This is a genomic window from Streptomyces sp. CA-181903 (genome assembly GCF_050937075.1).
Lineage (GTDB): Bacteria > Actinomycetota > Actinomycetes > Streptomycetales > Streptomycetaceae > Streptomyces.
Genome location: NZ_JBNJLY010000001.1, coordinates 1,090,209 through 1,104,278 on the forward strand (window position 1 = coordinate 1,090,209; position 14,070 = coordinate 1,104,278).

The 14,070-nt window shown below is 73.8% G+C and carries 12 protein-coding genes and 3 pseudogenes; 11 read left to right on the forward strand and 4 right to left on the reverse strand.

The features are described 5' to 3' along the window. Positions 1 to 152: 152 nt before the first annotated feature. Positions 153 to 782 carry a TetR/AcrR family transcriptional regulator gene (locus tag ACQEVS_RS04615; protein ID WP_433015560.1) on the reverse strand — a complete coding sequence of 210 codons (630 nt, stop codon included), beginning with the start codon at positions 780 to 782 and terminating at the stop codon, positions 153 to 155. 89 nt (positions 783 to 871) lie between these two features. Between ACQEVS_RS04615 and ACQEVS_RS04620 the strand changes: the two genes are divergently transcribed. The 6 genes and pseudogenes from ACQEVS_RS04620 (at position 872) to ACQEVS_RS04645 (ending at position 5,000) form a co-directional block, all read left to right on the forward strand. Then, complete coding sequence (locus ACQEVS_RS04620) at positions 872 to 1,486, forward strand: DUF6230 family protein (protein WP_433015563.1); 615 nt, start codon at positions 872 to 874, stop codon at positions 1,484 to 1,486. Next, positions 1,477 to 2,397, forward strand: a complete 921-nt coding sequence (locus tag ACQEVS_RS04625; protein WP_433015566.1) for a DUF6114 domain-containing protein — start codon at positions 1,477 to 1,479, stop codon at positions 2,395 to 2,397. The genes ACQEVS_RS04620 and ACQEVS_RS04625 overlap by 10 nt, the downstream gene beginning before the upstream one ends. 108 nt (positions 2,398 to 2,505) lie before the next feature. Then, the gene (locus ACQEVS_RS04630; RefSeq protein ID WP_433015569.1) at positions 2,506 to 3,105 is read left to right on the forward strand and encodes a DUF3995 domain-containing protein; all 600 of its coding nucleotides are present in this window, start codon (positions 2,506 to 2,508) and stop codon (positions 3,103 to 3,105) included. A 136-nt stretch (positions 3,106 to 3,241) separates the two neighbouring features. Further along, on the forward strand, positions 3,242 to 3,814 hold the full coding sequence (locus ACQEVS_RS04635; protein WP_433015572.1) for a dihydrofolate reductase family protein: 573 nt from the start codon (positions 3,242 to 3,244) through the stop codon (positions 3,812 to 3,814). A 64-nt stretch (positions 3,815 to 3,878) separates the two neighbouring features. Further along, positions 3,879 to 4,505: pseudogene (gene dhaL / locus ACQEVS_RS04640) on the forward strand (dihydroxyacetone kinase subunit DhaL); the annotation flags it as partial. 120 nt (positions 4,506 to 4,625) lie between these two features. After that, positions 4,626 to 5,000: a PTS-dependent dihydroxyacetone kinase phosphotransferase subunit DhaM gene (locus ACQEVS_RS04645; RefSeq protein ID WP_433027269.1), complete on the forward strand. Its 375-nt coding sequence runs from the start codon at positions 4,626 to 4,628 to the stop codon at positions 4,998 to 5,000. Between the two features lie 155 nt (positions 5,001 to 5,155). Here the strand turns inward: ACQEVS_RS04645 and ACQEVS_RS04650 are convergent, their stop codons facing one another. After that, positions 5,156 to 5,902, reverse strand: a complete 747-nt coding sequence (locus tag ACQEVS_RS04650; protein WP_433015575.1) for a PIG-L deacetylase family protein — start codon at positions 5,900 to 5,902, stop codon at positions 5,156 to 5,158. 145 nt (positions 5,903 to 6,047) lie between these two features. On the opposite strand from ACQEVS_RS04650, the gene ACQEVS_RS04655 reads away from it, so the two are divergent. Genes ACQEVS_RS04655 through ACQEVS_RS04665 form a run of 3 tightly spaced genes read left to right on the forward strand, consistent with a single transcriptional unit; the run spans position 6,048 to position 9,016 of the window. Beyond that, the gene (locus tag ACQEVS_RS04655; protein ID WP_433015578.1) at positions 6,048 to 7,118 is read left to right on the forward strand and encodes an ABC transporter substrate-binding protein; all 1,071 of its coding nucleotides are present in this window, start codon (positions 6,048 to 6,050) and stop codon (positions 7,116 to 7,118) included. After that, on the forward strand, positions 7,119 to 8,189 hold the full coding sequence (locus ACQEVS_RS04660; protein ID WP_433015581.1) for a FecCD family ABC transporter permease: 1,071 nt from the start codon (positions 7,119 to 7,121) through the stop codon (positions 8,187 to 8,189). A 5-nt stretch (positions 8,190 to 8,194) separates the two neighbouring features. After that, positions 8,195 to 9,016, forward strand: coding sequence for an ABC transporter ATP-binding protein (locus tag ACQEVS_RS04665; RefSeq protein WP_433015584.1), 822 nt, complete (start codon positions 8,195 to 8,197; stop codon positions 9,014 to 9,016). A gap of 127 nt (positions 9,017 to 9,143) precedes the next feature. On the opposite strand, the gene ACQEVS_RS04670 is transcribed toward ACQEVS_RS04665, so the two are convergent. Next, positions 9,144 to 10,067, reverse strand: coding sequence for an L-tyrosine/L-tryptophan isonitrile synthase family protein (locus ACQEVS_RS04670; protein ID WP_433015587.1), 924 nt, complete (start codon positions 10,065 to 10,067; stop codon positions 9,144 to 9,146). 5 nt (positions 10,068 to 10,072) lie between these two features. Beyond that, positions 10,073 to 11,330, reverse strand: a pseudogene (locus tag ACQEVS_RS04675) (cytochrome P450 family protein). Positions 11,331 to 11,561: 231 nt separating this feature from the next. Between ACQEVS_RS04675 and ACQEVS_RS04680 the strand changes: the two are divergent. Together ACQEVS_RS04680 and ACQEVS_RS04685 are read left to right on the forward strand one after the other, a co-directional pair. Then, complete coding sequence (locus tag ACQEVS_RS04680; RefSeq protein ID WP_433015590.1) at positions 11,562 to 11,792, forward strand: hypothetical protein; 231 nt, start codon at positions 11,562 to 11,564, stop codon at positions 11,790 to 11,792. Then, positions 11,792 to 14,059, forward strand: a pseudogene (locus ACQEVS_RS04685) (heavy metal translocating P-type ATPase); the annotation flags it as partial. The gene ACQEVS_RS04680 and the pseudogene ACQEVS_RS04685, both read left to right, overlap by 1 nt. Between the last annotated feature and the right edge of the window lie 11 nt (positions 14,060 to 14,070).

A 14,070-nucleotide genomic window follows, 5' to 3' on the forward strand; every position in this document is an offset into this window, starting at 1 on the left:
GCCGGGCTGCAACTGGAGGGTGCGGCCGCGGCTTTCAGGATGTTGTCCCGCATATACCCCGGTCTGCCGGAAACTTCACCGGCGGCGCTCCGAATGGGGGTGCCTGGGGGCACAGCCCCCGGACGCGACGGGAAGGGCGGGGCCGGGGCGCCTCACCACCGCGTACGCTCCGGCGCCGGGCACGTCGGCTCATACTCCTCGACCATCCGCAGCGCGTCCCCCAACGCCCGCACCAGCACCCCGCACACCACCTCCCGGGGCAGCTCGCGGCGGACGAGCCAGTCCAGCGTCACCCCTTCCACCGCCGACAGCCAGCCGACCAGGGCCGTACGCGCGACGGGCGGAAGGTCGGCGCGCCCCCAGGCGGCGCGGGCCATCGCGGTGAGCAGCTGCTCGCGGACCCGGTCGCGGATCGCGAGGACGTCGGCGTCGAAGCCGACGCCGCCGGTGGCGATGGCGCGGTACGCGGCCTGGTGGTGCTGGGCGTAGCGGAGGTAGCCGTCGACGGTGTGGTGGACGCGCTCGACGGGCGGCAGGTCGTGGGTGGAACCGGCGCGCTGGACGAGTTCGGCGACGGCGTCCTCGATGATGGCGAGGTAGTAGCCGCGCTTGCTGCCGAAGTAGTAGTAGATCAGCCCCTTGGCGACGCGCGCGTGCCGGGCTATGTCGTCCATGGACAGGGCGTCGTAGGAGGTGTCGGCGAACAGCTTCCGTCCGACGGCGATGAGTTCGGCCCGGCGCGCCCGCGCCCGCTCGCTTCCGCGCTGTTGACTATCGTTCAAAATCGGCCCTAGTCTCCAACTCCACGGGAACATCGGCAGTATGGCACCACCTGCACACCACGCACTTCCCTGAGTCGCGGGAGGAAGCAGTGAGCGGATCAGACCGAAGCCTGCCGGAGGGCCGTACCGCCTGGAGGCGGACCGCCCTGATCGCCCTGCCGGCGGTGCTCGCGGTGGGCGTGATGGCCACGGGGATGGCGCAGGGCGTGCTCGCGGCCTCGTTCGCCGTCTCCGGCACGCACTTCCAGGTGTCGTCGGGCAGGCTGACCAGCGACGGCCTGGCCTCGTACGTGCAGACCGACAGGTCCGTCGACGGCAAGGGGCATCCGGTGGCCCTGCTGGGCATCGGGAACGCCAGGCTGAGCGACATCTGCCAGGCCGCGTCCGTGCCCACGCCGCTGGGCAAGGTCACGTTCAAGCTGACGGCCGGCGGACGGGCCGGCGAGGTGACGGCGAGCGACCTGGTCATCGACGGCGAAGACCTGGTCGGGGACGCGGAGTTCGGGACGGCGCAGATCGGCCGGGACGCGTCGACGCTCGACCGGGTGCCGGGGGTGAAGGGTGACGCCGGGGCGTTCGGGCTCCAGGCGGGGAAGGTCACGGTGGCGGGCGTGCGGTCGCACGCCTGGTCGGCCACGGGCGGGAACTTCCGGCTGAAGGGCCTGAAACTCCAGGTGAACCTGGATGGCGACCAGTGCTTCTGAGGCGTCCGCGGGCGTTATCGGGGCTGCCGGACGGGCCGGCCCGGCGCCGCTTCCGCTCCTGGCGGCGGACCCGGCCCTTCTGGGCCGGCACCCTCCTCGTCCTCGGCGGGACCGAGCTGCTGGTGGTACCGCTGTCGCCGGTGACGGTGCTGGTGAGCCTGGGACTGGGCGGGCTGGCCGCGCTGGGCATCGGACTGGCGCTGATCGCGGCGGGGCTGTTCCTGTGGTTCCTGCCGTCGGCACGGCACTACGTCAGCGTCAACGCCCTGATCCTGTCGGTGCTGTCGTTCGCGGCCACCAATCTGGGCGGGTTCCTGGTGGGCATGGCCCTCGGCATCGCGGGCAGCGCGATGGGCTTCGGCTGGACGCCGAGGGGCGACCGTACGCTCGCCGTCGCACTGCCGGCCGTCCTGCTGACGGTCCTGGCCGGGCCGACGGCGGACCGGGCGGAGGCGGCGGAGGCGCTCCCGGGATCGCCGGGGCAGCCGGTCACCGCGGCCGCCGCTCCCCCGTCCGTCACCGCCTCCCGCTTCTCACCGCACGGCTTCACCCTGGCCGGGGTGGACCACCTCGTCACGGCCAAGGGCCGGTTGAAGGTGATCGTCCTCAAAATGCGGGCCGCGTCGCTGAGCGACTACCGACTGCGGACGCGCGACGCACCGGCGGCAGGTCAACTCGCCTTGCAAGCAAGCTCCTTGGAGTTGCGCGGCGAGGTGACGCTCCACCTCACCCGGTTCCACGGCTGCCTGGAGGGCCTCGTCTGCCTCACCTTCTCCCCCGACACCCTCCCCGCACCACCGGTGATCCCGCCTTTCGTCTTCATGACGGACGTCACGGCCGAACAGGCCCTCGTCACGGCGGACACCATCACGGCGGACGGGCTGGGGCTGCGCGCCCTGCCGGGGGCGTGAACGGCGTACACCCCGGCGCCCGGACGCTCCGGCGGTTCACTCTCGCGGCGGAGGCCGCTCGTCCGGTCGGATGACGCCTCGCCGTCGCCGTTGCGCCACGGTGGAGCCGTGATCGAGCGATACGTGCACGCTGTCCCCCGCCGGCCGTCCGGTCCGGGGCCCGGCGCCGGGCCCGGGATCGCCGCCGCGGTGTGGGGGATCCTCTTCGCGGTGCCGAGTTTCGTCTGGGCGACGGGCTGTACCTTCGGCGCCCGGACGACGGTGTCGCCGTCCCTGGTGGAACTCGCCCGCGACCGGGTGACCTGGTTCGTGGCCGTCCTGTGGGTGACCGGGTTCCTGAAGCTCTTCGGGGCGCTGCTGGGCATCGGCCTGACGCGGCGGCGCGGCCCGGGAACCAGCCGTCTCATGGTGTTCTGCGGCGGCGGCGCGGCGGTCCTGCTCGTCTGGCACGGCGGCCTCTTCGTCCTGGACGGGGTGCTGGTGGAGACCGGGGCGCTGTCGGCCGCGCCCGGGCTCGCGGACCTGACGCTCTGGTACCTCTGCCTGTGGGGGCCGTGGTTCGTCGCCGGCGGCCTGACCTTCGGCGCGGCCACCGCTCGGTACGTCCGCCACCGGGACACCCCGCGCGAGGTGCGCCTGTCGGGCGCCGCGGGGGCGCTGGGCGCGCTGCTCCTGTCGCTGGCGTCGACGGTCACCGGGATCGGCTGATCCGGGACGGCAGCCTGAACGGGGCCGGTCCGACTTGCCGGGAGCCGCCGGCCCTTCCGTCAGTGATCACGCTTGGTGCACACTGCGGGCGCGGCCCCTGCCGCGACTCCCTCCCCGCGACTTTCGAGGAACCCCCATGCGCACTCTGATCAGCTCCGCCTTCGTCTCGCTCGACGGCGTCGTGGAAGCCCCGGGCGGCGAGCCCGGTTACCGGAATTCCGGGTGGACCTTCAAGGACGTGGAGTTCCTCCCCGAGGCGTTCGAGATCAAGGGACGCGAGCAGGAGGAGGTCACCGCGATGCTGCTGGGGCGGACGAGTTACGAAGCGTTCAGCGCGGTGTGGCCGGACATGGCGGACTTCGCCGGCTACAAGTCGATGCCGAAATACGTCGTCTCCACGACGCTCGCCGAGAGCGACCTGGTGACGAACTGGGGCGAGACCACGATCCTGCGCTCCCTCGACGAGGTCGCCGCACTGAAGGAGACCGAGGGCGGCCCGATCATCGTCCACGGCAGTGCCGCCCTGAACCGGAGCCTGTCGGACGCCGGGCTGATCGACCGCTATCACCTGCTCGTCTTCCCGCTGCTGCTGGGCGCGGGCAAGCGCCTGTTCAGCACCACGGACAAGGACACCCAGAAGCTGAGGCTGGTGGAGCACGAGGCGTACGCCAACGGCCTGCAGAAGAACGTGTTCGACGTCATCCGCTGACCCGCTCCCGCCCGCGCCTACCCTGGCCGTCACACAGCCGTTCGTGAGGGCAAGGAGCCGCGCCATGACCACCGTTCCGCTTGATCTCGCCTTCTTCCGCCGTTTCCTCGACCGTGCCGTCGAGGTGGTCCTCGCCTCCGCCGACCGCCTGACCGAGCTGGACGCCGCCATCGGGGACGCGGACCACGGCGCCAACCTCAAGCGGGGCTTCACCTCCGCCGCCGAGGCGGAGGCGGTGGCGGAGGCGGGGACTCCGGGGGCGCTGCTGACCGCCGTGGGCGCGCATCTGACGAACACGGTGGGCGGGGCGTCGGGCCCGCTGTTCGGCACGGTCTTCCGGCGGATGGGGAAGGTGCTGGGCGACGATGCGGACGTGACCCCCGAGGCGCTGGGGCAGGGGCTGGCCGCCGCCGTACGCAGCGTGCGCCGGCTGGGCGACTCGGCGCCCGGGGACGCGACGATGGTCGACGCCCTCCAGCCCGCCTCCGACGCCCTCGCCGCCTCCCTCGCGGGCGGCGACGACGTGACGGCCGCGCTGCGGGCCGCGGCGCGCGCCGCCGTCGAGGGCGCGGAGGCGACCGTACCGCTCAGGGCCCGCCGGGGGCGGGCCAGTTACCTGGGCGAGCGGAGCGTCGGCCACCAGGATCCGGGCGCGACCTCCGCCGCGCTGCTGGTCACGGCGCTGTACGAGGCCACGGACCCAGAGCTCCCCTCGCGGCGGCAAGAGGAGCCGGACCGGCCGGCGGAGCCGGAGGCTGCCGAGGTGGCCCCGGACGCCTCCCCCGCCCCCGGCCGCGTCGGCGTCGTCCTCGTGTCGCACAGCCGCGAGTTGGCCGCCGCGACGGCCGGGCTGGCCACGGCGCTGGTCGGCACCGGCGATCCGGCGGCCGTCGCGCTCGCCGGCGGACTGCCCGACGGAGGGATCGGGACGAGCGCCGAGCTGGTCAGGGCGGCCGTCGAGGAGGCCGACGAGGGGGCCGGCGTGGTCGTCCTGTGCGACATGGGGAGCGCGGTGCTCACCGTGAAGTCCCTGCTCGGCGAGGGTCGACTGCCGGACGGCACCCGGCTGGTGGACGCCCCGTTCGTCGAGGGCGCCGTCGCCACCGTGGTGACGGCCTCGGCGGGCGGCGACCTGGCCGCCGTCCTGGCGGCGGCCGAGGACGCCCGCACCTACCGCAAGCTCTAGGGACGCCGTACCACCGCCGGTTCCGGCGACCGCCGGCCCTCGCCTGCCGAAGGGGCTCACCTGCTATGGGGCTCATCTGCCGATGGGTCCCGTCTGCCATGGGGCTCACCTGCCGAAGGAACCCACCGGCCGAAGGGGTCACCTGCCGAAGGGTCTCACCTGCCGAAGAGTTCGAACGCGACCGCCGGCCGCCCTCCGAAGCGCTCCCCCACCGCCGCCATGTTGCTCTCCAGGAAGGTCCGGCAGTAGCGCTCCGGCTCCTCGTCCGTGAGCGCCTCGATGTAGGTGCGGTGGCAGAGCAGCGACGCCACCGCGCGGTCGAGGCCGGCGCTCGCGTCCACCGCGTGGGTGGGCCGCGGCGAGCCGGCGACGGCCACGTAGCGCACGCCGTTCCACGGGGTCAGGCCGTCGTCGACGAGTTCGGGGAAGATCCAGCGGTTCCCGGCGTCGGCGACGGCGTCCAGGGTGGCCCGGCCGACGGCCCGGTGGTCGGGGGTGTTCCAGGCGACCCCGCCCCAGGTGTCGTGGTGGTTGAGGGTGAGGACGAGTTCGGGGCGGTGGCGGCGGACGGCCGCGGCGATGTCGCGGCGCAGCGCGGTGCCGTACTCGATGACGCCGTCCGCGTGGTCGAGGAACTCGACGGTGTCCACGCCCACGGCGGCGGCGCTCTCCCGCTGTTCGCGTTCGCGCAGCGGCCCGGCCTCGGCGGGGCTCAGGGTGTCGATGCCCGCCTCGCCGCGCGTCGCCAGGACGTAGGCGCAGGTGCGCCCCTCGTCGAGCCAGGCGGCGATGGCGGCGGACGCCCCGTACTCGAGGTCGTCGGAGTGGGCGACGACGGCGAGGGCGCGCCGCCAGTCGGTGGGCATGGGCTGGAGCTGCTGGGGGGTGGTGCGGTCCGGCATCGGTGGTCCTCCGCGGTAGTCGATCTTCCGCAGCCTATGCCGCACATCTCGCCGCCCGCCGGGAACCCGACCGGCGCGCGGTCCGACTACTGGTCAGGGCCCGCACCAGCGGTCCCCGATCGAACGACCTGCTGGAGTGTTTCTCATGCGCCCTCGTGCGTGGTGCGGTGTGCTGGCCGCGGTGGCCCTGACGGCGACGGCTTGTGGCGGTGGCGGCGGTAACGACGGGGAGGCCGGGAAGGAGGGCGCTCCGGGGGGCTCCGGCGGCAAGGGCTTCCCGGTGAGCGTCAAGGACTGCGCGGGTGCGAAGACGACGTTCGACGGGCCGCCGAAGAAGATCGTGACGAGCAACGCCGCGGCCCTGGAGCTGCTGCTGTGGCTGGGCGCGGGCGACCGGGTCGCCGGTACGGGCTTCCCGCCCGGGAAGGGCGCGGTGCCGGGGCAGTTCGCGGACCAGGCGGCGAAGGTGCCGGTGCTCGGCAAGACGGTGATCCCGAAGGAGAAGCTGCTGGGCTCGGGCGCGGACGTCTACATCGACTCGTTCTCGTCCATGAAGAACATGCGCGGCGCGGGGGACGCGCCGACGCCGGAGGAGTTCAAGGCCGCCGGCATCAAGCACCTCTACCTCAAGTCGACGGCGTGCGCCTCCATGAACAAGTCGCCGCGCACCGATCTGTCGGGCATCGAGGCGGACATCGAGGAGCTGGGCCGCGTCACCGGCACCTCGGCGCGGGCCGCCGAGCTGGTGGCGGACATGAAGAAGAAGACGGACGGTGTCCGGGACGCGCTCAAGGACGTGCCGGAGGACAAGCGGCCGTCGTACTTCCTCTTCGACTTCGACGCCGGTACGAAGCAGCCGATGGCCGTGTGCAACCGGCAGGTCGCCAACGCCGTCATCACCCAGGGCGGGGGCCGCAACGTCTTCGCCGACTGCGACGGCGACTTCAAGCCCGTCGGCTGGGAGGACGTGGTGGCGAAGAATCCGGACTTCATCCAGCTCGCCGTGCGCAACCGGGGCGGCGACGAGGCGAACCGGAAGGCGTTCGACGAGGCGGAGGACTTCCTCAGGTCCTTCCCCGCGACGAAGGACCTGAAGGCCGTCAAGGAGGGCCGTTTCCTGCGCATCGGCTCCGAGCGGACGACGATCGCCGGTGTGCGCAGCGCGGACACCGTGCGGGAGATCGCGCACGTCCTGCACCCGGACCGGGTCAAGTAAATGGCGACGCTCGCGGTGGCCGCGGAGAAAGAGGAACGGGAGGGCGGGCGCGAGCCGCGCACGTTCCTGGTGGCCGGTGTCCTGCTCGTCGCGCTGGTCGTGGCGCTGGTCGCCTCGGTGTGCCTGGGGTCGACCCGGGTGCCGGTGGGTGACGTGTGGTCGGCGGTGGTCCGGGGGGTGACGGGCGACGGCCTGGCGCCCGGCACCCACGACCTGATCGTGTGGCGGCTGCGGGTGCCGCGGGCGTTGCTGGCGGCGCTGGTCGGGGCGGGGCTGGGGCTGGTCGGCACGGCCACCCAGGCGCTGGTCCGCAATCCGCTCGCCGACCCGTACCTGCTGGGCATCTCCAGCGGCGCGTCCCTGGGGGCGGTCGCCGCGATCGTCCTCGGGGTCGGCGCCGGCGGGGCGTTCGGCATGGGCCTGTCGGCCGCCGCGTTCGCCGGGGCGCTGGCCTCGTTCGCCCTGGTGTGGGCGATGGCCCGGCGCGGCGGTGGCTTCTCCCCGCTGCGGCTGGTGCTGGCGGGCGTGGGCATCGGGCAGTTCCTGTCCGGGTTCACCCACTACCTGGTGCTCCAGGCGGGCGACGACCAGCAGACGCACGGGGTGCTGTTCTGGCTGATGGGGTCGCTGGGCGGGGCCCAGTGGTCCACGCTGACGGCGCCCCTGGTGGCCGTCGGCCTGGGACTGGCCGCGCTGCTGGCCCGGGCGCGGGCGCTGGACGCGCTGCTGATGGGCGACGAGACGGCGGCCGGCCTGGGCGTCGATGTGGGCCGCCTGCGCCGCGAGTTGTTCGTGGTGACGAGTGTGCTGACGGGTGTGCTGGTGTCGGTGTCGGGGGCGATCGGCTTCGTGGGGCTGATGGTTCCGCACGTGTGCCGGATGGTCGTCGGCGGCGCCCACCGCCGACTGCTCCCGATCGCCGCCCTGTTCGGGGCCGTACTGCTGGTGGTGGTCGATCTGGTGGCCCGGACGGCCCTGCCGGACCAGGAGCTTCCGGTGGGCGTCGTCACCGCCCTGATCGGCGCCCCGACCCTGCTCTACCTGCTCGACCGCCGCCTGGAGAGGGGATAGCCGGCATGCGCATCGCCATCGAGGAGCTGGAGGTCGTCCTCTCCGGGCGGACGATCGTCTCCGGCGTCCACCTGCTGGCCGAGGACGGCGAGATCGCGGGCCTCGTCGGTCCGAACGGCAGCGGCAAGTCCACCGTCCTGCGCACGGTCTACCGCTACCTCAAGCCGCACGCGGGACGGGTGTTGGTGGGGGGTACGGACATCCGCTCGCTGTCCGCCCCCGAGGCCGCGCGCCGGGTCGCGGCGCTCCCCCAGGAACGCGGCAGCGACTTCGAACTGACCGTCCGCGCGGTCGTGGCCATGGGCCGCACGCCCTACAAGCGGGCCTTCGCCGGCGAGGACCGGACGGACGCGGAGGCGGTCGCCGACGCTCTGCGGCGGGTCGGACTGGCCGGCGCCGGGGGCCGTTCCTTCTCCGCCCTCTCGGGCGGCGAGCGGCAGCGGGTGCTTCTGGCGCGGGCGCTCGCCCAGGACCCCAAGGTGCTTGTGCTGGACGAGCCGACGAACCATCTGGACGTCCGTCACCAGGTCGAACTCCTCGCTCTGCTGCGGGCGCAGCGGCGGACGACGTTGCTGTCCCTGCATGATCTGAACGCGGCGGCATCGTTGTGCGACCGGTTGCATGTGCTGCATGAGGGGGCCGTGGTGGCTTCGGGAGCGCCGAGGGACGTGCTGACGCCGGAGCTTCTGGCGGAGGTGTTCGGGGTGCGGGCGGTGGTGGTGGAGCATCCGCTGACCGGGGATCCGTTGATCGCCTTCGATCACCGGGAGGTGGCGGATGCCGTCGGGGGCGGCGATGTGGCGGTGGTGGCCGCTTCGGCGGGGTGAGGTGCCCCGGTCCCTCCCTCAGAGGGGGCACCCCCTCTGGGGAGTTTGAGGACAACCGCGCGGAGCGCGGTTTCAGGGGTGTGGGGGCGCAGCCCCCGCAGAAACGGTGAAAGGGAGGGACCGGGGCTCACCCCACGAAGTGGCTCGGCCTGCCGTCCCGCACCACCAGCCGCCCGACCCGCTCGGCCTCCTCCCGCCGCACCAACCGCGCGGCACCCCCTTGAAGCAGAAGCACCGTATGCCACGGCGTGGCCCACGCGTCCCCCGTCTCCAGCAGCCGGATCCCGAACTTCTCCGCCCCCGCCGGCTGCGGATGAATGGACAGCCGCACCTGCCGCGGGAAGTGCTCCGCGATGAGCTCACCCCAGGCCCGGCTCCGGGCGATTACTTCGTACGCCCGGGCGCGGCAGTCCCGTTGCAGAGCCGACCGGCTGCCGTCGAAGTCCGCCGTGTCCTCGAAGAGGAAGCGGGTGATGCCCCGGTAGAGCCGGGCGGTCTCCTCGTCGGTGCGGACCAGGGCGCGCAGGTCGTCCACGGACGGCGCGTACGCCTCGGTCACCAGGCGCCGCTTGGTGTCGTGGTCGGCGTCCCCGTGCACCGCCCGCAGGTCGAAGGTGTCGAGGTGCCGCAGCCCCTCGGCGTCGATCATGGCGCGCAGGGCGTCGCCGTACGCGTCGATGTGCTCGTCGGGTACGCGGATGACGTCGCCGAAGATGTGCCCGTCCGAGCAGATGACGATCCGGGCGCCGGGCTCGTACACCTCGCCGACGCGTGCGCAGAGCCGGTCGAGAAAGGTCAGGGAGAGCCGTTCCCCTTCGTCGGGGAGGTGCCCCAGCACCTTGGCGGGGTTGGGCGACTTGCAGGGGAAGCCGGGGAGGGTGAGGACGACGGGGTCGCCGGCGTCCGTGAACCGGCGGATCTGCCGGAGCGTCTCGGGGTGGTCGGCGGGGTCCCGTGACACCGGTCCGGTCGTCCGGTGGTACGGGAGGAGGAGGCGCAGCACCTCGGTGGCGGTGTCCGTCGCCAGGAGAGCGGTGCTGGTCGTCGTCATGACCGTCACCCCCGCCCGTACGGGCAGCGCGGCGCGTCGTACGCCACCGGAAGCGCGGCCGTGCCGCGGCCGAGGACCGCCGGGATCCAGCGCAGTTCCCCGTCGGGGACGGCCAGGCGCAGGCCGGGCAGACGGGTGAGCAACGTACCCAGGGCGACCTGGAGTTCGATCCGGGCGAGGGCGGCGCCGGGGCAGAAGTGGATGCCGTGTCCGAAGGCGAGGTGGGAGCCCTGGGCGCGGTCGAGGTCGAGGGTGTCCGGGTCGGGGAAGCGCTCGGGGTCGCGGTTGGCGGCGCAGAGGGAGACGATCACGGAGTCGCCGGCCGGGACGCGGGTGCCGTGCAATTCGGCGTCCTCGGCGAGGAAGCGCCAGGTGGTGAGCTCGAACGCGCCGTCCAGGCGCAGCAGTTCCTCGACCGCGGCGGGCAGCAGGGACGGTTGCGCGCGCAGCCGTTCCAGCGCCTCGGGGTGGCGGAAGAGGGCGACGAGGGCGGTGGTGATCTGGTTGGTGACCGGCTCCTGGCCGGCCACCAGGAGCTGGAAGATCATGGAGTCCAGCTCCTCGGGCGTGAGTTCGCCGGCGTCGCGGGCGGCGACCAGCCGGCTGAGCAGCCCGTCGTCGGGGGTGGCGCGCCGGTCGGCGACCACCTCGGCGATGTAGTCCTCCAGGCCGCGCAGCAGCGCCTCGTAGGCGGGGCGGCCGGGGTCGGTGGGGCCCACGGGGGCCACGACGCCGCCCCACTCGCGCCGGAAGCGGGTGGCGAGGCGCGGGGCAGGCCGATGACCTCGGCGAGGACCTGGAAGGGGAAGCGGGCGGCGAACGTCCCGACCAGGTCGACCGCGTCGTCGTGCGGGCCGGCGGTCGTCGGGAGCGCGTCCACGAGCGCGTCCGCCAGCTCCTGGAAGCGGGGGCGCAGCGCCTCGACGCGGCGCGGGGCGAAGGTGTCGGTGATCAGGCGGCGCATGCCCGTGTGCTTCGGGGGTCCTGGTGGAGGAGGTGCACTTGGAGGCGGGAGTGCTGGGGTTCCGGCATGATCGAGGCGCGAGCGCGCCAGTGGTCGTTGCCCAGGGCGTGGTTCTTGCCCAGCCGGGGGTCGGCGAGGGTGCGTTGGGCGGCGGCGTATCCGGTGACCAGCCAGGCGGTGACGCCGCTGGGGAAGACGACGCGGTGGATCGGGCCGGCTTCGCGCATGCGCGCGTAGAGGGGGTAGGGGTCGCGCTTGTAGGCGGGGCCGGAGAGGGGTATGGGGTCGGGGGTCGGCACGTGCGGGCTCCTCGCTGAATCTTGATCGCAGAGGAAGTCGGGTGCGAGGAGTGGTGAGTTCCCGTACGTTCGTGCGGGTTTCCGCCCACGGGTGAAGGCCGGACGGGCTCTATCTCCAGGTAGTCGGCCGACCGGCCGGGGGAGTTCCCCGAAGCGGAAGGGACAATCCTCACGTGCCGTCCCGGCGCCTTCCGCTGCGGCGAGCGGCCTCCGGCATGTCACGATGCGGCGATGACCGCACGTCATTCCCTCAGTCCGTACAGTCTCCTGTCCGGCTTCGTCCTGCTGCTCGCGGCCCTGTTCGGGGTCGCCTACGCCGTCGGCTCGGCGGCCGGTCCCGTCTCCCCCGGCATGCACCGCACCGGCGGCGGGGGCGCGTCCGATCCGGGGTCCGGCCAGAACGGCGAGGGCGGCGGGGGCAGCGGCGGCGGCATGGACGGCATGCCCGGGATGGGGCACTGATGAGCACGACGACCGCCACCGCGTCCACCGCGTCCCCCGCCGAGACCGAGATCATCGTCGGCGGCATGACCTGCGCCGCGTGCGTCAACCGCGTCGAGAAGAAGCTCGGCCGGCTGGACGGCGTGACCGCCAGCGTCAACCTGGCCACCGGCCGGGCCCGGGTCAGCCACCCGGAGGCCGTGACCGCCGAGGAGCTCATGGCGGTCGTGGAGGGCCTCGGCTTCACCGCCGCGCTGCCCCGGCCGAAGACGGAGGAGGCCCCGGAGGAGGAGGCCGGCGCCGGGTCGTCGCCACTCGTCCGGCTGCTGATCACCGCCGTGCTGTCGGTGCCCGTGCTGGTGCTGTCGATGGCCCCGGGCTTGCAGTTCCGCAACTGGCAGTGGCTGTGCTTCGCGCTCGCCACGCCCGTCGCCGCGTGGGGCGCCTGGCCGTTCCACTCCAAGGCGCTGCGCGGCCTGCGGGGCGCGGCGGCGACGATGGACACCCTGGTCTCCCTCGGCGTCCTCGCCTCCTACGCCTGGTCCGTCTACGCGCTGTTCTTCGGCGGCGCCGGGGATCCGGACATGCGGATGCCGTTCACGCTGTGGCCCGACGCCATGCCGGGCACGGCGGACGTCTACCTCGAAGCGGTCGTCGCCGTCCCGCTGTTCGTGCTGACCGGGCGGCTGCTGGAGTCCCGGGCCCGGGCCGGCACCGGTTCGGCGCTGCGGGCGCTCGCCTCCCTCGCCGCCAAGGACGTCGCCGTGCGGACGGCGGACGGCGAGGAGCGCCGGATCCCCGTCGCCGAACTGCGGGTCGGCGACCGCTTCCTCGTCCGGCCGGGTGAGCGCGTCGCCACCGACGGGACGGTGGTGGCGGGCGCTTCGGCCCTGGACCTGTCGCTGGTGACGGGCGAGAGCGCGCCCGTCGACGTCACGCCGGGCACGGCCGTGATCGGCGGCGCCGTCAACTCCGGCGGTCTGCTGGAGGTACGGGCCGAGGCCGTCGGCGCGGACACCCAACTGGCGCGGATCACCCGGCTGGTGGAGGACGCGCAGGCGGGCAAGGCCCGCGTGCAGCGCCTCGCCGACGCCATCGCCGGGGTCTTCGTCCCGGCCGTGCTGGCGGTCGCCGTCACGGTCCTCGGGTTCTGGCTGGGCGCCGGCGCGTCCCCGCAGGCGGCGATCACCGCGGCCGTCGCCGTGCTCGTCGTCGCCTGTCCGTGCGCCCTGGGCCTGGCCACCCCGACCGCCCTGCTGGCCGCGACCGGCCGGGGTGCCGGGCTCGGCATCCTGGTCAGCGGGCCGCAGGCGCTGGAGGGGCTGCGCCGGGTGGACACGGTCGTCCTCGACAAGACCGGCACCCTGACCACCGGTTCGATGGCGGTGACCGAGGTGGCAACCCGCGAGGGCGGCTGCGGGCCGGAGGCCGCGCTGCGGTACGCGGCGGCGGCCGAGGCGGGTTCGGAGCACCCGGTGGGCCGGGCCGTGCACGCCCACGGACTGGCGGAGGCGGACGGTCCGCTGCCCGCCGCCGAGGAGTTCACCGCCACGGCAGGCGTGGGCGTCCGGGCCGTGGTGGACGGCAAGCGCGTCGAGGTCGTACGGGCGGAGGCGGACGGGCTCCCCGACGCGCTCGCCGAGGCCGTACGGCGCGCCGGGCGCGACGGCCGGACGGTCGTGGCCGTCCGGGTCGAGGGCACCGCCGAGGCCGTGATCGCCCTGGGCGACACGGTCCGCGCCGGCAGCTACCGGGCCGTCGACCACCTCAAGCGGCTCGGCCTGCGGCCGGTGCTGGCCACCGGCGACGGCGAGGCCGCCGCCCGGTCCGTCGCCGCCGAACTGGGCATCGCCGAGGTGCACTTCGAGGTCACGCCGGAGGGCAAGGCGGACCTCGTCCGCGAGCTGCGCGAGAAGGGCCACCGGGTCGCCGTCATCGGCGACGGCGTCAACGACACCGCCGCCCTGGCCGGCGCCGACCTCGGCATCGCCATGGGCAGCGGGACCGACGCGGCCATCGGCGCGGCCGACGTGACGCTGGTCCGCGAGGACATGGGCGCCCTGGCCGACGCCGTGCGGCTGGCCCGCCGCACCTCCCTGACCGTGCGCGCCAACCTCGCCTGGGCCTTCGGCTACAACCTGGTGACCGTGCCGCTCGCCGCCGTGGGGCTGCTCAGCCCGATGGTCGCGGCGGCGGCGATGTCGGTCAGTTCCCTCCTCGTCGTCGGCAACAGCCTGCGGCTGCGCGGCTGGCAGCCGGCGTCCGCCCGTACGACCGCCGCCCGCAAGGGCGCCCCCGT